Annotated in this window: 23 protein-coding genes; 1 reads left to right on the top strand and 22 read right to left on the bottom strand. The window is 62.3% G+C overall.

Annotation, left to right across the window (positions count from 1 at the left end):
- Nucleotides 1–22 precede the first annotated feature (22 nt).
- From M8523_RS26765 to M8523_RS26680, 18 genes are all read right to left on the bottom strand, one after another.
- Nucleotides 23–1045, bottom strand: coding sequence for an ATP-binding protein (locus tag M8523_RS26765; protein ID WP_282587944.1), 1023 nt, complete (start codon nt 1043–1045; stop codon nt 23–25).
- Nucleotides 1045–1629: a SpoIIE family protein phosphatase gene (locus M8523_RS26760; protein ID WP_282587943.1), complete on the bottom strand. Its 585-nt coding sequence runs from the start codon at nt 1627–1629 to the stop codon at nt 1045–1047. Before M8523_RS26760 ends, M8523_RS26765 begins: the two co-directional genes overlap by 1 nt.
- Nucleotides 1626–2036, bottom strand: a complete 411-nt coding sequence (locus tag M8523_RS26755; protein ID WP_282587942.1) for an anti-sigma regulatory factor — start codon at nt 2034–2036, stop codon at nt 1626–1628. The genes M8523_RS26760 and M8523_RS26755 overlap by 4 nt, the downstream gene beginning before the upstream one ends.
- A complete protein-coding gene (locus M8523_RS26750) occupies nt 2033–2443 on the bottom strand; it encodes an ATP-binding protein (protein WP_282587941.1) in 411 nt (136 codons plus the stop codon). Before M8523_RS26750 ends, M8523_RS26755 begins: the two co-directional genes overlap by 4 nt.
- A 51-nt stretch (nt 2444–2494) precedes the next feature.
- Complete coding sequence (locus tag M8523_RS26745) at nt 2495–2887, bottom strand: STAS domain-containing protein (protein ID WP_282587940.1); 393 nt, start codon at nt 2885–2887, stop codon at nt 2495–2497.
- A gap of 9 nt (nt 2888–2896) precedes the next feature.
- Complete coding sequence (locus tag M8523_RS26740; RefSeq protein WP_282587939.1) at nt 2897–3757, bottom strand: STAS domain-containing protein; 861 nt, start codon at nt 3755–3757, stop codon at nt 2897–2899.
- A complete protein-coding gene (locus M8523_RS26735; protein ID WP_282587938.1) occupies nt 3741–4139 on the bottom strand; it encodes a response regulator in 399 nt (132 codons plus the stop codon). Before M8523_RS26735 ends, M8523_RS26740 begins: the two co-directional genes overlap by 17 nt.
- Before the next feature lie 21 nt (nt 4140–4160).
- Nucleotides 4161–5564, bottom strand: a complete 1404-nt coding sequence (locus M8523_RS26730) for a methyl-accepting chemotaxis protein (RefSeq protein ID WP_282587937.1) — start codon at nt 5562–5564, stop codon at nt 4161–4163.
- Complete coding sequence (locus M8523_RS26725; protein WP_282587936.1) at nt 5561–5932, bottom strand: response regulator; 372 nt, start codon at nt 5930–5932, stop codon at nt 5561–5563. Before M8523_RS26725 ends, M8523_RS26730 begins: the two co-directional genes overlap by 4 nt.
- Nucleotides 5933–5959: 27 nt before the next feature.
- On the bottom strand, nt 5960–6718 hold the full coding sequence (locus tag M8523_RS26720) for a ParA family protein (RefSeq protein ID WP_282587935.1): 759 nt from the start codon (nt 6716–6718) through the stop codon (nt 5960–5962).
- Between the two features lie 9 nt (nt 6719–6727).
- Nucleotides 6728–6964 carry a hypothetical protein gene (locus M8523_RS26715; protein WP_282587934.1) on the bottom strand — a complete coding sequence of 79 codons (237 nt, stop codon included), beginning with the start codon at nt 6962–6964 and terminating at the stop codon, nt 6728–6730.
- Entirely contained in the window at nt 6964–9582 is a 2619-nt protein-coding gene (locus M8523_RS26710) for a chemotaxis protein CheA (protein ID WP_282587933.1), read from the bottom strand. Before M8523_RS26710 ends, M8523_RS26715 begins: the two co-directional genes overlap by 1 nt.
- Nucleotides 9579–9968, bottom strand: a complete 390-nt coding sequence (locus M8523_RS26705; protein WP_282587932.1) for a response regulator — start codon at nt 9966–9968, stop codon at nt 9579–9581. The genes M8523_RS26710 and M8523_RS26705 overlap by 4 nt, the downstream gene beginning before the upstream one ends.
- A gap of 17 nt (nt 9969–9985) precedes the next feature.
- Nucleotides 9986–10843: a CheR family methyltransferase gene (locus M8523_RS26700; RefSeq protein ID WP_282587931.1), complete on the bottom strand. Its 858-nt coding sequence runs from the start codon at nt 10841–10843 to the stop codon at nt 9986–9988.
- 3 nt (nt 10844–10846) lie between these two features.
- Nucleotides 10847–11461 (bottom strand): HEAT repeat domain-containing protein, encoded by a 615-nt coding sequence (locus tag M8523_RS26695; RefSeq protein WP_282587930.1) that lies wholly within the window; start codon nt 11459–11461, stop codon nt 10847–10849.
- A 7-nt stretch (nt 11462–11468) separates the two neighbouring features.
- Nucleotides 11469–12521 carry a chemotaxis-specific protein-glutamate methyltransferase CheB gene (gene cheB / locus M8523_RS26690; protein WP_282587929.1) on the bottom strand — a complete coding sequence of 351 codons (1053 nt, stop codon included), beginning with the start codon at nt 12519–12521 and terminating at the stop codon, nt 11469–11471.
- 96 nt (nt 12522–12617) lie between these two features.
- Nucleotides 12618–14210, bottom strand: coding sequence for a chemotaxis protein CheW (locus M8523_RS26685; protein WP_282587928.1), 1593 nt, complete (start codon nt 14208–14210; stop codon nt 12618–12620).
- A 24-nt stretch (nt 14211–14234) separates the two neighbouring features.
- A complete protein-coding gene (locus M8523_RS26680; RefSeq protein WP_282587927.1) occupies nt 14235–16157 on the bottom strand; it encodes a methyl-accepting chemotaxis protein in 1923 nt (640 codons plus the stop codon).
- A gap of 706 nt (nt 16158–16863) precedes the next feature.
- On the opposite strand from M8523_RS26680, the gene M8523_RS26675 reads away from it, so the two are divergent.
- Nucleotides 16864–18042, top strand: a complete 1179-nt coding sequence (locus M8523_RS26675) for a GAF domain-containing sensor histidine kinase (protein WP_282587926.1) — start codon at nt 16864–16866, stop codon at nt 18040–18042.
- Between the two features lie 177 nt (nt 18043–18219).
- Here the strand turns inward: M8523_RS26675 and M8523_RS26670 are convergent, their stop codons facing one another.
- The 4 genes from M8523_RS26670 to M8523_RS26655 are packed head-to-tail and all read right to left on the bottom strand — an operon-like array spanning nt 18220 to nt 22169.
- Entirely contained in the window at nt 18220–19077 is an 858-nt protein-coding gene (locus M8523_RS26670; RefSeq protein ID WP_282587925.1) for a nucleoside phosphorylase, read from the bottom strand.
- Nucleotides 19074–19802 carry a glycosyltransferase family 2 protein gene (locus M8523_RS26665; RefSeq protein WP_282587924.1) on the bottom strand — a complete coding sequence of 243 codons (729 nt, stop codon included), beginning with the start codon at nt 19800–19802 and terminating at the stop codon, nt 19074–19076. Before M8523_RS26665 ends, M8523_RS26670 begins: the two co-directional genes overlap by 4 nt.
- 1 nt (nt 19803) lies before the next feature.
- On the bottom strand, nt 19804–20883 hold the full coding sequence (locus M8523_RS26660) for a radical SAM protein (RefSeq protein ID WP_282587923.1): 1080 nt from the start codon (nt 20881–20883) through the stop codon (nt 19804–19806).
- A complete protein-coding gene (locus tag M8523_RS26655; RefSeq protein WP_282587922.1) occupies nt 20880–22169 on the bottom strand; it encodes an MptA/MptB family glycosyltransferase in 1290 nt (429 codons plus the stop codon). Before M8523_RS26655 ends, M8523_RS26660 begins: the two co-directional genes overlap by 4 nt.
- Between the last annotated feature and the right edge of the window lie 38 nt (nt 22170–22207).

The raw sequence follows: 22207 nt of genomic DNA, 5'->3' as shown, positions 1-22207 counted from the left end.
GCGTTAGCCTGCCTCAACGGCGTCAAGCAACGGCGGACGCGGCATTCTCGATGATTGGAAGCGTGATCGAGACCCGTGTGCCCTGACCAGGCGCGGTATCGATCTGCAAATCACCATGCCAGCCGTGGACGATTGACAGAACGATGGCGAGGCCATGGCCGGTGCCATGGCCGGGGCTCTTGGTCGTGAAGAAGGGCTGGCCGGCCCGCGCCGCCACATCAGCCGGCATGCCGGCGCCGGCATCGGACACTGAGAGCCGCAGCACATCGCTTGCGGGGAACCCACTCGACCCTTCGACGCTCCCCTGCCCCGGCTTTTTTTCGAGCCGGATGCGAACCACGCCACTGCCCGCCATTGCATCGCTAGCGTTCCGGATGAGGTTCAGGAGCACCTGCCCCAGTTCGGATTCGTCGCACAATACTTGCTCCTCGCCACAATCGACGACGAGCTCGAGCGTGATCTCGCTCGGCATGATGGCTGACAAAAACTGCACGGTTTTCGCGACGAGAGGCGCGAGAGGCCACAGGTTGGGCTCAGCACCCTGCTTGCGGGCGGTCGACAGAACGCCACGCACGATGATCGCCGCTTGGCTCGCGCAATCGAAGATCGTCGTCAAGCGCTCGGACTGCTCGCTACCGGGTTCGGCTTCGTCCAAACCCAACTCGGCCATGCCCATAATGGGTTGCAGCAGATTGTTGAACTCGTGCGCGATACCACCGGCCATCTGCCCGAGCGCTTCGAGACGTTGTCGATCCTGCTCGACCCGCTGACTACGCTCCCGGACCACTTTTTTCTTCTGGTCGGCGAACGAATAGGCAATAACGAGTTCAGCGAGGCATGTCGAAGTCCTGGTGATGATTTCGTCGAAACGACCCTGCGACATCTGATCTTTGAGCGACATCATGGCCTGCTCGTGCAGATTGACGACCTCTTCCATGGGAACGTTTTGGGCCAGCAACGTGTCGCGTAGATCGCCGATCGCCAATAGGCTCGATTCGTCGCCGTCACGCACATAGGCCCGAACGAGCCCGACATAGCGCTCCATCACCCCAATGCCTCTCCGAGCAGGCAACAGACGATGCAAGAATCGTCCCGTCGGGTGGAGAATTGATCGATCAACCTTTCGGCGAGCGCTTCGGGATTGCCTTTCAGGCGAAGGCTAAGCCGGTCAAGCTTCAGATAGGGGTCCAACCCATCGCTCCAGAGAACGAGAACGTCACCGTCGCGCCATCCCAGTGACGGCCATGCTCCGGGCTTGAAGCCGTTACCAACGATCCCGGCTCTACCATCGAGCCGAAGGGTCTTGTCGCCAAATAGGGCGACGCGGATGTTGCCCACGCCGGCATGCTCCAGCGTGCGGCGAGCCTCATCGATCCGCACCACACTCATCGCTGCCCCGCGGCTGCCATGAATGGCGTCGTCGACCCGACTGAGGATATCGCCAGGTGAGAGGGCCTTCCATCGCGCGGCTTCGGTCAGCGCCGCCTCCGCGGCAAGCGCCGCCTCGGCACCATGACCCAGGCCATCGACGAGACAGATCGTCCAGAGCGGCCCCTCCCGCCAGCACAGGAAAGCGTCGCCGCACGGCGCGCTCGCATCCAGTGAGTGCCGCAGACCGTGAAACATCATGGGCGCCAGATCCGCGCCACGATCCTCGTTCCGACCCCGGCCTGCGACTCGATCGAAAAATCGTCCATCAACCGCCGCGTGCCGGGAAGACCGCCGCCCAGACCCCGGTTGGTCGAATAGCCGTCCCGCATCGCCAGGGCGATATCGGGGATGCCGGGTCCACTGTCCTGCGACACGACCTCGATCCCGATCTGGTCGGCCCTGTTGACCCGCGTCACACGGATTGTACCGCCAGGCAAGGCATGGCCATGCAGATTGTTGGCAAGCTCCGAGACAGCCGTGGCGACCCGATACGCCTTGGCACTCGAAAAACCCAGTTGATTGGCCATGTCGCGCGCCGCAATCCTGATCTGGGCAATATCCATTTCGTCGAAGACCGCGACGGTGACATCCATCGCATCGCTCACGGACGACGACTCATGGTCGCGACGACTGTCGTGCGGCCAGGCTGACTGTCGATCTCAAGATGGTCCATCAAACGGCGCACGGCTGGCAAACCTTGGCCGAGCCCACCGCCGCTAGAGAAACCGGGCTTCAAAGCGAGCGCGACATCGGCGATGCCGGGACCATGGTCCTCGACGAGGACGCGGATCGTCAAGCGGCCATCTTGGCCCTTCTCGGTTACGATGGTGCAGGTACCGCCCTTGCCATAGTTGAGCGCATTTCGGGCCATCTCCGAAATCGCCGTGGCCAGCCGTGTCTGATCCACGGTGCCGAAGCCCAATTGGCGCGCGACCTCACGCCCCGCGCTCCGGGCATGGAGGATATCGGTCTGCTCCTTGATGGTGACGATCGCGTCCACGCGGTCGCTCACGGTCGATGTTTTCGGTTCGTGGCGCTGGGCGGCATGATGCATGACCTTGTTTTACGGTGTCGTGCGACCCTGTGTTGTTCGCTTGTCGCGGGCGTGGATGACCTCTCGAAGCCGTGCCACTCCGGCTTCGAGATCGATGGCCGTCTGGATGCCGATGATCTCCTGTCCCATTTCGACCAGGGTCAAGGCCACCATCGGATGCATGCCGGTGAGCACCACCTCGCCCCCCATCATGCGAACCATGCGGGCTGTCTCGTTCAGGAGGCGGGCCATGTAGGAGTCGACAACATCCAGACCCGAGATGTCGAGAACCAGCCCGTCGGCAACATCTCTGTGAAAGAGCTGAAGGACTTCAGCCTGCAATTGCCCAGCGTCGTCATCGGTCAGATCGGTCTGAACCGATGTCAGAAGAATTCGGCCGAGCCTGAGTATGGGGATGCGCATGGCAGAACTCTAGAGCCTCGCCTCGATGCTTTGACCGACAAGACGCAGAGCTTCCGAAAGGCCCGCCCGGAGCGTCCCCTTCGTTCGGATATTGGAGAAGTCGACGTCGAGCTTGACCAGAGTCTGTGCCGCATCGGGGCTGATTCCGGTGAGCACCACCTGCGCACCGAGCATGCTGGCGGCGCTGACGGTCTTTGTGAGATGGAGCGCCACGCTTGTGTCGATGATGGGCACTCCCGAGACGTCCAGAATGGCGACGAGCGCACGTTCCCGGACGATGGCGTTCAGTAGATTTTCCATCACTTGCTGGGCCCGCATCGTATCGATCACACCGACGAGCGGCATCAGGATGACGTCCTGCCAGACCTGGAGAATCGGTGTCGACAGTTCCAGAATGGCCCGGCTCTGACGCTCGATCGTCTGTTCCCGCGTCCGCGAGAAAGCCGCGAAGGTCTCGATGGACAGGTAATCCACCACGCGATTGATGCTCGCCAGTTCATCGAGAAGCCCCCGCGGATCGTCGCCGAAGGCCTCAATCATCACGGGCAGGAGCGCATCCTTGAACGACAGCACGAAGACGGCTGTCTCGGTCGGGGTCAGCCCCTCGCGCGCATGATTGGCGCTGATCCGCGCCGCGAGTTCCGCCACAGGTGCGAAGTGACGGGACTCGATATCGTAGCCGGCGACACTCACGAACCGACAGAAGGCATTGAGGAGTTCGAGGGCCTCAGCCTTAAGCATCGTTACCGTCAGCGCTGAACTGCCGCTCTCGGTCGCGACCGCGAGGATCTTCTGGATCCAGGACTTGGCAATGTCGTCGCGGCGTTCACCGAGAACCATCGGGCCCTTGGCCTCAGGCTTGTCCGTCATTCTCTTTCCCCGGAGATTGGAGACACGCGGTCACCGTGTCCAACAGCAGCGTCTTGGTCACGGGTTTCATCAGGGCCTGATTTGCCCCCGCCCGGATGGCCGCATCGACAGAGGTCGATTGGGGTGATCGCGGATCGCCACCCGTGATCACGACGATCGGAGTCGTATCACCTCTGGCACGGATGCGGCCAATCAAATCGAGGCCGTCGCCGTCCTTCATCCAGATGTCGGTCACCACCGCGTCGAAGCGTTGCTGGTTCAGAAGCCTCCACGCCTCATGGCTTCCCTCGCAGACGGTCACCGCGTGGCCACCTCGCTCCAGGAACTTCATCAAGGTCGTCCGCACGACGGCCACGTCTTCGATCAGCAATACGGCTGCCATCACAGATATCCTGATCGTAGGCTAGAAGAGCTCAATGCGTGCGGCCGTGTCTTGGGTGACGGCTTGGCCGCGTGCGGCCATATGGGTTTCGCGCTGACCGGCCATCACGTAGCCGTTGAACATCTGATCGAGTTTGTCCGACAGCATCTCGTCGTCCATGTCGGTCTTGGCGGAGCCGAGCATGGCGGAGACAGCGGCCAGATGCTCGCCGACCTGGGTCGCCATGCGGCTCAATTGTTCCAACTGCTGGCGGATGATGTCCTGGAACTGGATGCTGCCCATCATATCCATCAGCGGCTTGGCAATCGCCTCGTTCTCGATCTCGACCTTCTGGAGAATGTCACGCTGATGCGCCACCAGGGTCATGAGGTTGTCGGTCAGGGCGCTGAGCGTTTGAGCGATATTTGCAATGGCGTTGTGCCCCGCCTCTTCGCGATTCTGGGTCTGAAGACTGAGATCGACGGTGACCGACTGCATCAAGGCTTCAACGCGACTGTGAACATCGTTTGAAATCGCCTGGACTTCGGAGGCCAGTTTGCGGATTTCGACCGCGATCACCGAAAAGCCCCGCCCGGCTTCGCCAGCCCGCGCAGCTTCAATCGACACGTTGAGCGACAGCATGGTCGTCTGGCGGGCTATGCGGTTCACACCATCGAGCGCATCGAGCACACTGCGCGTGTCGGCACCGAGTTGTGAACGCTGCCTTTGGCTCTCCTGTGCGTCGTCCCTTTGGCGAATGGCAAATCGATCCAGGAGCTCGCGGCAGCCCTGCATCTGGCTTTCGATCTCGGAAATGACTTGCGTCACCTGGTCGCTCGACCCAGATGTCTGGATGAAGGTCAGCAGGTCACTGACCTTCTCGTCGACCCCGGTTAAATTGCTGAGAATGGTTCCCGCCGCCTCTTCGCTCACATCGGTGACGGATTTCAACTGCTTGGCCAGAATGTCGGTGAACGCGCTATACTGGTCGAGTTCCTGGACGGCACGGTCCATCTCTGGGGTCGATCGGCGGCCCGGAAATGCAATGACATCGTTACGGCCGTCGCGTTCGTTCGCCTCCACCAACGTGACACCGGAACGTTCGGCTCCGACCATTTCCGGTTCAGCCGCAGCCCGATCGGGGCGCGATGCGGGTTCGGCACCGCTCCCCGCACCCTGCCGCTGCGCCCCTGTCAGCCAATGAGCGGCCATCCCGAAGGCAAATGCCGTTACAGGCGCAAGCGCGGTCAAGGCACCGGGGAGAACCCGGTGCAGGCCAAGATCCGCCATGACCGCTACCGCAGCAACACCGACCCTGATCAAAGCCTTGAACACAGTCCTTCTCATGTCGTGCGACGACGTCGATGCAGCCGCGGCAGGGCCGTCGACGTCGTCGTATGCGTCGGACGTAGAGGCTGCGCGCACCGACACGGCGACGCTGGTCATGCGCCCGGCACCAACTGCTTGACAACCTGAAGCAAAGCCGCCGGATCGACGGGTTTCACGAGCCAGCCCGTGGCACCTGCGGCCTTGGCGGCGCCACGCTTCTCGGGCTGGGATTCGGTCGTGAGCACCAGCATGGGCACGAAGCGGGTTGGCGCCAGCTTGCGCAGCTTGCCGATCAGATCGACACCATGCATGCCAGGCATGTGATAATCCGTGATCACGAGACAAGGTGACAACCCGCCGCTCACTTTGCTTAGCGCTGCCTCACCGGTTCCCGCGGTTTCGCACGCGAAGCCCGCTTTCTTCAGGATGCTCGACATACTGGACAGCATGGTCGGCGAATCATCGACAAGTAGAACAGGTTTCATCTCGATGTCTCCAGCCCCGATCGGTGGCTAGTGGGTCCAAAAACCAGATACGTCATCTGCGAGAAGGTTGTAATCACGGGCTCCCCGCGTTGTCGGGCGATAGTTTCGGACGGGACATCCAGCTCCAAAAGCCTCGGCAAGCGCGACATCGGTCCGAATACCACGAAAGATCCTCTCCGGCCCGAAATCTTGCAGTAATTTCGCTAAGATTTTCTGTTGGAGGTGCATCCGCATGTCGACCTGGACGGGAACGATTGCGAACGCGTTTAAGAGAGGATTGAGCCCGGTCGCGACATTGAAGAAGAGCCGCGAAAACTGAACAAGACCGTGATGGGCCAGATGTGTCAGCTGACTGGGGACGAGGACGCAATGCGCGGCCGCCAGAGCGGCGACGAGCGGCAGATCGGCCGAGGGGGGCGTGTCGATGAGGATCGTGTCGTAGCGATCACCAAGGTCCGTTAGCGCTTGGGCAAGGCGACGGGGATCATTGGCCATGCCGTGATTTCTGAATGTCGGATCGGCAGGCAGGATGTCGAGCCCAACCGTGGCGCTGCGCCGGATCGCTCCCACGACGCTTACACCCGATCGGCGAAAGACCTGATGCGCGGTCGCCTCATCCTGGTCGGCGAAGACGCCGAAGCCGAGGCCCGCGTGCCCTTGCGCATCCAGATCGACGAGCAAAACACGGCGTCCCCGATGCGCCATTTCGGCCGCAAGATTGACCGTCGTCGTCGTTTTGCCGGTTCCTCCCTTGCAGTTGGCGATGGCGATGACTTGCGTCGGCATGGTGTTACCCTAAGCCGCGCGACGGTTGTGAAAGCAGGCCGCGAGAACCGGGTCATCGGGAATGTTTCGAACCACACCCGACGAGGCCATGATCAACTGCACGATTGCGGTGTGCAGCGTATTGGTCGCCGCGAGGTCGAAAACCGGCTCTTCGATGCCGCGCAGAATCTCGAACAACGCTTCCGCCTCTTCGATGGTGCAATGACCATCGAGGGCGATCAGCGAGTCTTCCGTGCGGATCGGCATCAAAGCATCTCCTGAAGATCGAGGACGAGAAGGACCTGCCCGTCACCCAGCAGAGCGGTTCCCGAAAAACCCGGTAGCCCTTCCAGCACGCCTTCGAGCGGTTTGACGATGACCTCCAGCCGCTCGCGAAAGCCATCGACCACCATGCCGACCCGCTCGCGGCCGACCTTGACGACCATGACGGCCTCTTCGTCGCGTTGGGCGTCGCTCGCGACTTCGGGCAAGCGAAGTGCGCGCGCCAACCGCGCGATCGGAATGATCGTGTCGCGCAGCACGAAGGTCTCCATCGCCTTGATGCGATGGATGTGTTCGCGTTTGACCCGCACAGTTTCAACGACGTGGTCCATCGGAATGCCGAAGATTCGGCCGCGGCATTCGATGGTCACGATGCGGGTGACCGCCATCGTCAGGGGAAGGCGAACGGTGACGAGCGTCCCGGCCCCGAGAGTGGAGCGGAGCGAGACCTCGCCTCCCGCCTTGATGACGGCCGAGCGTACGACATCCATTCCGACCCCCCGGCCGGACAGATCCGATACTTCCTCCTTGGTCGAGAGGCCGGCGTCGAAGACGAGATTGATGGCCTCGCCATCATTCATCTGCTCGGCACGTTCGGGTGAGATCAAACCGAGTTTCAGCGCCTTCGCCTTTACACGAAGGGGATCGATGCCCTTGCCGTCGTCGCTGACCTCGATCACGACAAAGTCGTTTTCCTGCCGCGCCACGATCTTCAACACGCCCTGTTCAGGCTTGCCAGCCGCTTTTCGCTCGTCCGGCGTCTCGATTCCATGGTCGAGACTGTTGCGGACCATGTGGATCAGCGGATCGGCCAGGCTTTCAAGCACGTTCTTGTCGGCTTCCGTGTCTTCGCCCTCGATCACAAGCTCGATCTTCTTGCCGAGCTTTCGGGAGATGTCGCGTACGAGCCGGGGAAACCTCTGGAACACCTGGCTCACCGGCATCATGCGCACCGCCATGACACCGACCTGAAGTCCCTGGGTGATCCGGTCGATGACGGCGAATTGATCTTTGATTTCACGGGCCACGACACGTGATCCGTGCACCTGTTCGGCCCGGGTCGCCAGATAGGAGAGCCCGTTCTTCGCGACGATCAGTTCGGCGACGAGATTCATGATCGAGTCGATCTTGGACTGATCGACGCGGAGCACACGCGGCAAGGCCTTGACGTCGCCGTGCTCGTCGACCGCCGCCCCGGGCTTGCTGCTCGCTGGTATCGGCTCGGCGGCAGATGGCGCGATCCGGTCTGGCGGCGGAATTTCGGGTCGTTGTTCTCCCAACGTCTCGACCAGGGCCTGCAGGGGTCCGAGATCGCCGGTTTGACGGAAGGCGGTAACGGCGTTGGGCAACTCGGCCGCCATGTGACTGTCGCCGAGGGCGTCGGCCAAATTCTTCAGCACGGTGGCGACCGCTTCGAGGCGTCCTTGGGCAAGGGCTGGATCAGCCGGTGTCTTGAGAACCTTGATCTGCTCGGCCGCGATCGTCCGGGCCGTATCGTGGAGCGCGGCTTCGCCTTCCGTGGGCGATGGCGCCGGCTCGGCGGCGGATGACGTCGCCGCCGGATGTTCGCTTCGCGGCGGAAGAACACCGGTCTCGACGGCCGCGATCAAGCGCTCGAGATCGCCACGCCTGTCCAGTCCGTGGCAAGACAGATGAGCCTGCACCCACCGCAAGGCCGAAGCCTGGAAGCTGGCAGGCGCGATCATGGTCAGCAGTGTCGACACGGCACGTTCAAGGGCCGTGCGGTCGCCACCCGCCAGGTGCTGGCGCGCGAGCCTGCCAAAGTCGCCGAACACCGGCCCACCCGCCGCTTTGCCGACCGGCGACGCCAGATCGGCACTTGCGATCTCCCGGATATCAACACGCTCGATGACGTAGCGCATATGCTCGTCGAGTTCGGCGCGTGTCGTGTCGCTCAAGACCTCGAACCGCAGCAGGCAGGACAGCGGGTCCATGCTGTCGAAGGTGGGAAATGGCGCGCGCGGGCCAGCTCGAAGCGTGAGAATGCCCGGCGCGTGACGCAGCATGGCGACCGGATCGTCGCCCCGGAAGAAGCAATCCTCATCCGGCTCGAAGGACCACGCGAGAAGCCGTGGGCGCGACAGCGCCTTGAAGGCCGTCATCCGATCGGCTTCGGGAAACCGGTCGAGCCAGTCCGGCACCTCGGTGACGACCGACGTCATGGGCGCAGTCGCCCTGTCGAGACCGGCTGTTGACGGCTCGGCGAGCCAACTGCGCAGCACCTTGACCCGCTCGGTCATCGTGGCTTCGGCATCGCTCGGCAGCGCTTCCCGCGTCTCGAGCGCGTCGATCCAGCGGCCGACAAGATCGAGACTGTCGAGCAGACGATCGACGATATCGGAATTGAGAGGGATCTCGCCGGTGCGAACCTCGCCGAGCAGGTCCTCGGCAGCGTGGACGAGGCGCGTCAACGGGCCAACGTCGAACAGGCCCGAGGAGCCTTTCAATGTGTGGACGGCGCGGAACACGTCGTTGATGACGCTCTGCGATCCCGCGTCGCGCTCGAGCGCGAGCATGCCGTTACCGGCTTGTTCCAGGAGGTCGCGGGCCTCGGGAATAAACTGGGCGAGAAGCGGGTTCATGACGCCATCCGGGGCGAGGCCCCTTGGCCGGTGATCAGCCGGCTTCGGGTGGTGAGATCGGCGGCGTGAACAGGTTTAATCATGTAGAGATTGGCACCCGCCGCGTAAGCTTTGACCTGATCGGCCTCGCGTGCTTGGGTCGAGATCATGATGGCGGGAACAGCCTCCAATTCGACGGTCCGACGGATCTGACCCAGGAAGGTATAGCCATCCATTTTCGGCATGTTCAGATCGACCAGAAAGATGTCGAAGCTCCGGTTCATGGCCTTTTCCAATCCTTCGATGCCGTTGATCGCCTCATCGACGACAAAGCCTGCCTCTTCCAGGATTTCGCGATAATAGAGTCGCGTCGTACTTGAATCGTCGATGATCAGGACGTGCGGCATCTGAGTCCTATTCATGATTAGGCAGGCTTCTGATAGACGATCGCTTCGGGAAACTTTCGAAGCTCGAAGAGAGACGAGATGCGGCTCATGGATTCGGAATGACCGAGGCAGACGAAACCGCCCGGGCTCAAGGCGGTGAAAATGGCTTCAGCCGCCTCCCGACGTGACAGATCGTCGAAGTAGATCAGGAGATTTCTGCAAAAGACGACATCGAAGCCCCTGTAGAATCGATCCTCGATCGCGTCGATGATATTCGTCTGCGTGAATTTGATGGATTTGCGCAGGTCGTCGATGACTTGGAATTTGCCGTCTCGGGTCATCGTCATATATTTGCCGACTGTCTCTTGCGAGACATATTGGACGGCGCGATCGGCGTAGAGGCCGAGTTTGGCTTTCCGCAGGACTTCGGTGTCGATATCCGATGCGACGATCTCGATGTTGAAGTCATCGACACGCGACCAGTGTTCGAGAAGATAGAAGGCGATTGAATAGGGCTCCTCGCCGGTCGAACACGGCATCGACCAGATCTTGATGGTCTCACCGGAATGCATGTTTTTCACGACCTCGGGGAGAATGGACTGGACGAGGCATTTGAGCTGGTATTCTTCGCGGTAGAAGTAGGTCTCGTTGACCGTCATGGCGTTGACGAGAGCCTGCAGCTCGACGCCGTCGGACTGAAAGCAAACCCGGTCGAAATACTGCCGAAAGTTCCTGAAACCGCCGCTTTCCATTTGGCTCTGGATACGCTTGTCGACAAAATACCGCTTGTTGTCCTGGAACATGATTCCTGTCTTGCGGTAAAAATACTCCCTGAATTTCAAGAAGTCTTCGTCCGAGATCGGTGGGATGCTCACGTTCTGCGAGGGGACAGCCACAGTCTATCCAATCCGCTTGGCGGCCGCGCGAACCGCGAACGACAGGAAGGGCTGGTCGGAGAAACGGGCGGCGGCGGCCTGCAACGCCTCCACCATCTCGGGCCGTCCCACTTCCGCCAGGACATCGACGGCCGCGGCGCAGACATTGACATGCGGATCCTGCGCGATGACCCGCAGCGCGATATCCGGTACGCGCGGACTACGAAACGAGAGAAGCATGTTCACCGCGTAGATGCGCAGATCGGAATCCTGGTTTTCAAGTTGCGCCTCGATCTCGGGTAGTACTTCTTCGCCCATGCTCTGCAACGTCTCGATCACGGCATTGCGCAGAGAGGCGTCATCGGTGGCCAGCAAGGCAATCAGGGGGCGGGCAGCCCTGACACCGCCGATCCGCACGAGACTTGTCAGCAGGGTCTCGCGCAGAACCGGGTCGGTTTCCGCCGCCAAGTGTCGGGTGAGAAGCTCCGCCTCGCCGAAGCGTGCGGCGAGCCGGATGGCCGCGATGCGGGTGTCGACGTCGAGGCTTTCGAGATCACGAGCGATAGCCAGCCGGTCGATCGTCGCGACTGGCTGCGCTTTCTTCCGGGCCGAGACGTTCGAAGCTTTGATCAGCGGCATGGATGTCTCACATGATCCAGGAAGTCAGTCGTTCCGCAATCTTGTCGGATGGAAGGATGGTGTCGGCTCCGCCAAGCCGGATCAGTTCGGCCGGCATACCGTTGACGATAGCCGTCGATTCATGCTCGGCGATGGTGCGGCCACCAGCCTTGCGCAGGGCTGTCATCGCCTCGGCGCCATCGTTGCCCATGCCGGTGAGCTGCACGGAGACAAGCCGGCCCGGCTCCGTTGCCCGCATGGCGGACCTCACCAGCCGCTCGACGCTCGGATGCCAAAGGAACGTGCTGTCCTCGCGCACGGAATTGACGATGGTGCGGCCGAGGCGCGTGTCGATGATTACATCGGCATTGCCTCGGCCGATGTAGATGTGGCCGCGCCGCAACGGCAGCGGGCCGGCCACCTCGACGACCGTCATCTGACAGATCTTGTCGAGCCGCGACGCGAAGGACGCCGTGAAGGCGCCCGGCATGTGCTGCGCGACCACGACGGCCCACGGAAAATCGGCTGGCAGTTCCGGCAATACATCTTCCAAGGTCCGGGGCCCGCCGGTCGATACGCCGATGATGACGATCCCTGACACGGCGTCGTTCGACGGGGCGGGGCGCACCTTGGGTTGCTTCTCGGAAACTGCGCGGACCCGTTGGACGAGGCCACGTGTCCGACGCGGCTTGGCCCGGGCCGCGGCCTCGATCTTCACCAACAGTTCCTTGCGCACGCTGTCGATATTCAACGACACCGTGCCGCCCGGTTTCTCAACATAGTCCACAGCGCCGAGTTCGAGCGCCTCCAAGGTCACCTGCGCGCCTTTGGCCGTGATGGACGACACCATGACGACCGGGCGGGGGGCCGTGGTCATGATTTCGGAGAGGCAGGTCAATCCGTCCATCTCCGGCATGTTGATGTCGAGCGTGACCACGTCCGGATTGTGCTGCGCAACCTGTGCCAGCGCGTCGCGGCCGTTGCGGGCCGTGATCACTTCGAACCCCCCTGCCCCCTCGAAGATGTCACGCAGACACTTCCGCATCAGCGCGGAATCGTCGACGATCAGAAGCTTGACCATGATGCTCTCCGGTGCGGTTTGCAGACGTCGAAAAAGGATGTGTCCGCAATGCGGCGACCCAGGACGAGGTCCCGGGTCGCCGAACGTCTTCAGACGTCAGGTTGGCCGCGCTTTTTTCAGAGCATTGGTTTCCGACTTCGTCAGTAATCGCTCGACGTCGAGCATCAGGATCATGCGCTTCAGGTTGACGATATTGGCGACGCGGGCCACAGCACTTCCGTCGTTGACGGCGACATCTGGCGCTTCGGAGATCTGCGACCGCGCGATCTTCAACACTTCGGACACCGAATCCACGATGAAACCCGTGCGGACCCCATGCACCATGAAGACCATGATGCGCTGCCGGTCGTTGCGCTCGACGTCGGGCAGCGAAAAGCGCCGCCGCTGATCGATGACCGGCAGCACCGCGCCACGAAGGTTGACCACGCCTTCGACGAAGGCGGGAGACTTCGGAACGCGGGTCAACTGATCGGGAATACGCACGATTTCCTGTACGGCGTCGATCGGCACGCCGTATTCTTCCTCCGCGACCCGGAAGACGACGAATTGCTCCTCGTCATCGATGCGGTCGGCGACTATCTCCGCCTCGGCCTTCATGTCGCTCTGCCCATCGGTTTCGGCCATCCCACCGATCGCGTCGCGAATGGCACTGTTGAGGAAGAGGCGGTCGGGCAGCAGGATCGAGACGAGCCGCTTTCCGCCGTCCATCCGGCAGATGTTCTCGATTTCGCGCTGGCCTGACCCCGACGAGAGCAGATTGGGCAAGGGATCGACGATCGAACGCGGGATCCGCAGCACCTCCTTGACAGTGTCGGTGACGAGGCCGACAGCCTGAACCTGACCGTCGACCGAATGTGCCACGACCACGATCCGGCTCTGCTCCCCGACCGCAGTCGAAGGCAGACCGAACATCGAGCGAAGGCTCACGAGCGGCAGCAGGCGATTGCGCAGGTTCATGACCCCGAGCACGTGACCCTGTGCGTTGGGGATTGAGTTGATCGTTTCCGGAACCTGGACGATCTCCTGCACGCTTTCGATCGGCAGCGCATATTCCTGGCGATCGAGTTCGAACGAGACCAGTTGGATCTCGTCCGAATCAGCTGCTTCGGCCTTTGCGTCAACGACGCCAGTCCCGCTGTCGTGCCCGGCCTTGCCTGGTCCGCGCGTCCCCAATTGGCCCATCTCGACGGCCAGTTTGGACGTGCTGAGGATCATGATCATCGCCTGGGCGCGCTTGATGATCCCTTCCAGGAGATCGGTGTCGACCGTCGCGCGGATCCCGTCGATGCTCTCGATCTCGCGCGGCTCAGCCGTCACGACACGCGCCATCCGATCCACGACGAAGCCAACAGGCTTGCCGTTGTTGAGCACGACCACGCGGGTCGAGTCGTCATGGACCACATCCGGCATCTGGAAGATGCGCCGAAGGTTGAGGATCGGGAGCACCGATCCGCGCAGGTTGGCGAGCCCTTCGAGGCTTGCGGCCGCCATCGGAACCTCCACCATGGCGGGCAGGCGGATGATCTCCTGCACGTCGGTCAGCGGAACCGCGAAAGTCTCATTCTCCATGTGAAAGGTGACGAACTGACGCGTTGTCTGGATTTCGGCCCGAGACCCGGGTCCGGCACCCGCCTCCGAGGGGTCGCTCGCGGCGTCGCGCTCGAGCACCGCCTCCATTGTGCTGGACATGATGACGTCTCCTGAAGGACGGGCTTAGCTCTGGCTCTGGAGTTCGTCGGCCAGCGAGGCGATCTCTTCGATGGCCGCCGCCAGCTCCTCCGCGCCCTTGCCCTGCTCCTTCGCGGCCTGTTGCGCCTGGCCGGAGGCGGTCGCAGCCTGCTGGGCCGCGGCCGTGATCTGTTCGACCCCCTTCTTGGCCTCGTTCAGCATCTGCACGATCTGCTCGGTGCCGATCAGGAGTTCCTGGTTGCCGGTCACGACCAAAGCAAGATCGTCCTGTACCAGCACGAGATTGTTGGTGATGAGCTTGTTCTTCTCGACTTCGGAGGCCGCCGCCACCGAGATCTCGTCGAGATCGCGACGCACGACGACGATCTGGTCCTGGATCGCCTTGACGAGGTCCTTGATCCGCTCGGCGTTCTCCGAGGAATCGCGCGCTAGATTGCGGATATCGGTCGAGACGACCATGAAGCCCTTGCCGAATTCACCGGCGCGGGCGGCTTCGATGGAGCCGTTGACGGCCAGCATGTTGGTCTGGATCGCCACCGTCGAGATCGCATCGACGATCTTGTCGATCTTTCGGCTGACCTGCTCCAGCGCGTTGACCTGATCGCGGGTCTTGTTGGTTTCCTCCAAAGACTGCGACACGCCCGCGATGAGTTGATCGACGCCCGCGCTGCTCTCGGTGATCTGCTTGGTGATGATCTCGCCGCGCTCCAGGGCGTCTTTTGCGCGTTGCTGGGTGACGGTAGCGCCGCGCTCCATCTGCGCCACCGAGGTGGCCGACTGTTGAGCCCCTGCTGACTGCTGCTGGGCGCCACGGTTGATCTGATCGAGTGCCGTCATGATCTCTGTGGCGGAGCGGTTGATTTCCTCGACTGCCGAGGACAGTTCTTCCGCCGCCGAAGCAACGCCCTCGGCACTCTTGCCAACGTCTGTCGCGTTCTTGAGGTCCTCGGCCAAGGCCGAAAGCTCGTTGGAGGCCTGATCGCTCTGCGACAGCGCGGTCGTCTGCTGGTCGACTGTCTTCAGCGCTTCTTCGCAGGCCGCCGACTGCTCTTCGGCGGCTGCCGCGATGGTCTCTGATCCTTTCTGGGCCTCGGTCGCGGCTTTCTCGCTCTCGATCGAATATTTGAGGATGTCTTCTGCGCCCTTGAGGATTTCGGCCATCGACCCGCGAACCGAATCCAGCTGGGTCGAGATCGTCCTGCCTTTGATCACCTCCGAGCGCGCCGACTCGGCCGAAACATTGATGCCCTCGGCGATCACCTTTACGTCTGTTTGGATTTTTCCAATGAGTTCTTGGATTTCCCGGGCGCTCTTCTCCGATGTCTCTGCCAGAGTGCGCACCTCGTCGGCCACCACCGCGAATCCCTTCCCGTGCTGACCAGCGCGAGCCGCTTCGATGGCGGCATTCAGGGCGAGGAGGTTCGTTTGATCGGCGATCCGGCCGACCGCACGCACGATGTCGCCAATGCTCGCCGCCTGGCGCTCGAGTTCGAGGATCATGGTCACGGAATTGGTCTGCCGATCGGCGGCCGTTCCGATGCTCGTGATGCTCGAGGCCATCTGCTTCGACAAATCGCCGACCAGAACCCGCAGTGCGTCCGACTTCTGCTTGGAAGTGTCGGCAGTCGTCTTGGCTTGCGCCAGGGTCGCCGTGATGGCCGTAACGGCGCGGCGCGATTCCTCAGACGCCGCCGAGGCTTCCTCGGCGCCCGCCGCGATCAATTCCATAGCCTTGCGCAATTCCTCGGCCGCCGAGGAGGATTCGCTGATGCCGCTGGCAAGCTGCGCCGTCGCAGAGGCGATCCGCTCGGCCGCCTTTTGCTGGCGGGCATGCGTTCGAACCGTCTTCCGATTTTCGTCCGCCAATCGGGAGAGCCGCCCGATCGCCACATCTGGCGAAGTGCGGCCGGAGGTGGACGCCAGAGCTGCCTTTTTCACAAGTGCCATTGGAGTTGGCTCCATTTGCTGCCTTAAGGGCTAGCAAACTCAACAAAAAAGAGGATGTGCGCTGGATGACATCAGCATATGATGGCCATCTGCGACGACGTGACACTCTGCTCAAATTGTAAATTTAATGTAAACTGTTTGTGTTCCCCTAGTAACCTATAGCGTGTCGAGCGTAGACTTCCCGGGTAGCGTATGTGCTTGGCACGGCAGACGCGCGCAATTGGACCGACCTGACTGGCGTCGTCCGTGGTGCAGTTCGAACTGGTTGCTGTGATGAGTCGACAATCAACTTCTCCTGCGCAATAGCGGCAAGGAAGGCTCACATCGGTCGCCTGCAAAGGCAGCGTTGGGCCTGGCGGGCTCTTTTCTTGGTGTTGCGTCGAATTCGGGCATTAGAGCAGCCGGCAGTTCAACGATAGATCTGTAGATCTTCTCGTAGTAAATTCCCGGCGTTATTTTTACCTCTGGCCCTACGATGCTTCGCATTTCGCGAGCCTTTTCAGACTCCACTGTTCGTGTCCAGACTTCGGGTATCGGCACAAGAATGAACCACGTCGTCGACCGCAAAAGCCCTATACTCAGACATTGCCACGGTGCAGCTTTCCTTCAATGAGCCTAGTGTTGACTGGAGGTTATCTATTCTTCCATCTGGAAACCGCGAAAGTCTTTGGGACTTGGTTGTAGACCATGTTAAAGCAGGGCCATTATGGAGCCCGATGAGAAATTCAATGCCGATATCGAGTTGGTCAGCCGCATCAAGGCGATCCCGACGATCCTTGATGTCGTTTGTTTGACGACGGGTCTCGGATTCGCCGCGGTTGCGCGCGTCACCGAGGATAGCTGGATCGCTTGCGGCGTTCGCGACACCATCGAGTTCGGCCTTCAGCCGGGCGGTGAATTGAAGCTCGACACGACGATCTGCAACGACATCCGGCAGACCAGGAAGCTGGTGGTCATCGACAATGTCGTGGATGATCCCGAATTCTGCAATCACCCGACTCCGGCCATGTATGGCTTCCAAAGCTATATTTCCGTGCCAATCACCCTGCCGGATGGCACGTTTTTCGGAACACTTTGCGGCATCGACGCCAAGCCGATCCGCCTCAACACGCCAGCGACGATTGGCATGTTCACGCTGTATGCTGAGATGATCGGCTTTCAGTTGCAGGCCCACCTCAATTTGACCGCGAGCGCGGCCATCCTCCTTGACGAGAGACGCACGTCCGAATTGCGTGAGCAATTCATTGCCGTCTTGGGCCATGATTTGCGCAATCCGCTCGCGGCGATCGGCGGTGGTGTCGAATTGATCGCCAAGACGCCGCTCAACGACAGGGCGGCGAAGATCGTTCCGATGGTCCAGTCGAGCATCGCCCGCATGGCGGGGCTGATCGACAACGTGATGGATTTTGCAAGAGGCCGTCTTGGCACCGGGCTGACGCTCACTCGCGCCAAATGGGATGTGGCCTCTCTCATCGGCCAAGTCGTGAGCGAACTTCAGTCGAGCCAACCGGATCGCCTGATCCAAACGGAACTCGGTCTGGACGGTCCCGTCGACTGCGACGGCAGCCGGCTGTCGCAACTGGTCTCGAACCTGGTGGCCAATGCCCTGACCCATGGGGCGGCTGAAAGCCCCGTGCATGTCACCGCAATCGCCAAGAATGGAATACTTGTGATCTGCGTCAGCAACGCCGGCGAACAGATACCGCCCGCCGCCCTCGAACGCCTCTTCGAACCGTTTGAACGCGGCGCGATGAAGCCCAGCCAGCAGGGGCTGGGGCTCGGGCTCTATATCGCGACCCAGATTGCCAAGGCCCACGGTGGCGCCCTGAGTGCCGACTCGACGCCCGAGGAGACGCGGTTTGTCTTCCGCATGCCGCTGACCTGATTGCGTTCGCCTCGCGTTCGCCGCGAGCCGAGACTAGCATCCTCTCAGGGAGATCATTGAGACGCCAAGCCTGCAAGATCCGACCGGGCATGATGGGGGCGGACCCAAGCAACGACTTTAATAGATCGGATTCTGGAAGCCGCGTCCGACGCTCTCAAGCCCTTCAGACCATTGGCATCACGCGGACCGTCTTTCCCTCACCGTTTCGCGGCAGGCCTCGGCCATCGTCCGGGCGATGCTCAACGAACGGGCTGCGCCGTTGAATTCTCCCTTCTCGAAATCGCCGTCGACGCAGCCAAGCTGGTTGGTGACATGTGCCAGACACAACACCGGACGCTCGCAGGCACGGCCGAAGGCCAGCAGAGAAGCGGCTTCCATCTCGACCGTCAGGATCCCTTGGCCGCGCCGCGCCACGATCGTGTCGCGGGTTTCGCGGAAGGGTGCGTCCGTGGTCCAGGTGGACCCACGAGCGACGCGGTGGCCGGCCATTCTCAAGGCGGCGTCGGCCAGGCCGAGAAGATGCGGGTCGGTCTCCACGAACGGCGCCTCCGGGAGGTAATGATGGCTGGTTCCCTCGTCGCGAAGGGCACGGTCGACCAGAACATAGGTCGATGCTTCCAGGTCCAGCGCGATTTTGCCCGCAGACGCGATGCTGATCAGAAGCTCGCAACCAGAGGCGAACAATTGCTCGGCGACCAAGACCGCGAATGAGCCGCCCACGGCGCTGCCGACGATGCCCAAGTCCCCTACCGTGTCCTGCCACTCCCACATGTCAGTGTGGTAGCAGGCCCAATGTGTCGAGCGAGTCGCGTGGTGGAGCCCGCGAACGTGACGGACGATATCGCCGTCGGGGTCGAGAATGCAGACGGGGGGAACGTATCCTAGTCGCAGGCCTTTCTGCCGCCTCGCCTCCCGCAGCATGTTCTCGGGGCGAAACACGGACGGCGCAGCATGGTCGTCACGGGCCAACAGGGGAGAGCCCTCTGGCATGCGCGGGGACCCGATCAAGTTCTGCACGGCGAGCACGCGTTTCACGTTGGCTGTTCCTCATGCTTGGCGTGTGCGGAGGCGGGCTCACGAGCGACCCTCGCGACCGTGGCGGCGATACGCAGACCGGCCCGGACCGTCCCGCTCATCGAGCCAGCGACCTTGGAGCGCCCGCCCGCCCGGACACCATAGGGGACCGGCACTTCAAGGATGCGCAGGCTCGCGCGCGCCGCTCGCATCTGCATCTCGACGTTCCATCCGAAACCCATCTCGCGCATGCGCAACCCGATGAGCGCGTCGCGGCGGATCGCACGGAACGCTCCCATGTCCGAGTAGCGGACACCCGACCACAGCCCGAGCAGCCATCCCACGACGTGGCCGGCCCAGACCTGATGCGGCGCCATGCTGCCGGGCTCGCGTGATCCGCGTGTGCGCGAACCGATCACGAAATCCTGCTGGCCTTCGGCGATCGGACCAATCAGCGCCAGCAGAACCTCGGGCCTGTCGGCGCCGTCCCCATCCATGAATACGATGATGTCGCAATCGGCCGCCGCGCTCGCACCATCCCGGCAGGCCCGCCCGTAACCGCGCCCGACGGCGAGAACCTCGGCACCTGCAACGAGAGCGCGTTCGACCGTCTGGTCCCGGCTGCCGCCGTCCGCGACGATGATGCGATCGACGAGATCACGGGGAACCCGGGCAAGGGCCACGCCGATCGCATCGGCCTCGTCGAGGGTGGGAACGACCAGAGCGACCCGAAGCGCGCCAATCATCTCAGAGGCTCCAGCGCATGCCACACCCTGCACAGGCGGATGGCGGCATGTCGGACAGCAAGGCCTTGCGAAAGTCGGTGTAGGCCTCGCCATTCCAGATGTCGCGCAGGCTGCTCTGAGTGGCGTCGCCTAGTGTGTAGTGCTCGTAGCCGCGCTGCGCGAAAGGCGCGATGCAGCACGGCAGGGCCCGCCCGTTTGCGGTGAAATACATGACCGTCCAGGGTCGACGGCACATCGACCACGGACTCCGGCCCGCGCCCTTCTCCTCGCGCTTCAGGCTCATGCCCGGCTCGGAGGCCGCCCCGGATGCCGAAAAGGTGACTCCGAGACTCTCCGCCGTCGCTTCCGCCTCGGCCAGGAACGCTGCATCTTCGCGGGACATCTTTTCGTAAAGCGCTTGGTCGGGCCGCGCGTGACCGATGGCCTCGTCGAAATAGACGAGGCGCTGGAGATAGACTTCCTTGACGCCAAGGTCCGCCGCCACTCGCACGAAGGCTGGCAGTTCCGGCAAGGTCTCCTTCAGCCCGGTCAACCAGGCCGAGACGCGCGGGTTGGTGTGGCCCTCCCGCTCCTGCAGCGTGCGGAAGGCACGCACGTTGCGGAGGATGCGATGGAAGTAGTCCTTGCCGCGAACCGCGAGGTAGGATTCCCGCGTCGAGGCGTCGAGCGACACCCGCAATTCGTCGAGGCCCGCGTCGATCATCGCGCGGCCGTTCCTGTCGTTCAACAGTGTGCCGTTGGTGTTGAACAGGACGTAGGTCCCGCGATCCTTGAGATAGCGCACCATGCGGGCCAGGTTCTTGACCAGCATGGGCTCGCCCACGCCGTGCAGCACGGCACGCCTCGCCTCCGGCACTTGGTCGACGATGGAGGTGAACAGCTCCCAACTCATATCGGCGGGAGGTTCGAGTTCGACGTAGGTGCGGGGACATGTGGTGCAGAGCAAGTTGCAGCGGTTGGTCGTCTCCAGATAGAGGCAGACCGGCGGCTGCTCGGCCCGCGCGACCGGGAACGCGGGCGCGGACTCGTGGTAGCGACGCGGGTTCAGGTCCGTTCGTGTTGCGGTCGTGACGTGGGTCATCGGCTTCCTGATCGAGTGGGAGCGAAGCGGCCCACCAGCATGGCGGCGGCGAGAACACCCGCGCCGCCGAAAAGGACATCGCGCATCCACGGCACAGTCCTGGCATCGTCCCAGTAGAGCAACGCGCCGCCGGCGGTCAGCCAGAGGAGCGGCGGGCTCGGCACAAAGCAGAGGAACGGCACGAGCCAGACAAAATACCACGGATAAACCGGCGAAAGGGCGACCATGCCGGCGGCGGCAAGAACCAGCGAACCGACGATCGGACGTGCCCGCTCATCGATCTTCACGGTGATGGCAATGGCCAGCACACCCATGACGAGGCCGGTGGCGCAGACGAAAAGGATCGGCGGGATCGGCCTCCCCGTAAGGCGGCCGACAAGCCGTGCGATCCAGAAGCCCGTTCCGTCACGCAAGCCCTCTTCGCCAGCATAGCTCGGAAGAAACCCCAGCACCTTCCAGCCCGCGCCGAGATACGGCAGGTAGCCGATCACCAGCATGGCCACGACGGCGGCCGGCAAAGTCCAGTTCCACCGTCGCCAGACGGCGGGCAAAATCACAATCGGCAGGAACTTGATCAGCACCGCGGCGCCGAGTGCGAGTCCCGCGAAACCATCGCGGTCCCGCACACGCGCCAGAACCGCAAAGGCCACGAAGGCGGTCATGGCGGCATCGACATGACCTGCTCCCGCCACCTCCCAGATCACCAAGGGGCTCCACGCATAGACAAGGAGGCGCGAGCGCGGCAGGCCGGCCATGTCGAGCAGGCGCAGGATCGCCCAGGCCGTGACCCCTTCCAGAGCCACGAGCGCGAGCTTCATTCCCGTCACGGACGCGCTGACGCGCGTAACCATGAAGAAGAGCGCCTGCGCCATAGGTGGATAGATAGTGGGAGCGTAATCCGCCCGGTTGATGCGAGGCCATATGGCGGCATCGCGCAGCGCCGCGAGCGCCGGGTCGTTCGGGACATGCAGATAGGGGTTGATCCCCGCGCCCTGGACTTTCCCGTCCCAGACGTACCGGTAAATATCTGTGGAGTGGAACGGCGCGGCGAACAGCACCATCAGCCGGAACGCCAACGCCAGTGCCAGGACAACGGGCAATGAGACCGGGGCACCTCGCAGAAGCAGCGCAACCGCCGCGATATAGGCCACGCCCTCTGCTAGGGTGAAAACGAGATTGGCGTGCAGCGCATCGAAGCTCTGTGCCGCCAACGCGGAACCTTCCAGAACAAGCATCGCCAGGCCCAAAGCGGCAACCACTCCTGGCGACCGAACCAGCGCAGGCATGCAGATGGGGGCCGTAGGTGACCAACCACCCGACGTTG

Origin of the sequence: Lichenifustis flavocetrariae, from assembly GCF_026130545.1 — a bacterium.
GTDB lineage: Bacteria > Pseudomonadota > Alphaproteobacteria > Rhizobiales > Beijerinckiaceae > Lichenihabitans > Lichenihabitans flavocetrariae.
This window is presented reverse-complemented; position numbering and strand designations above follow the sequence as displayed.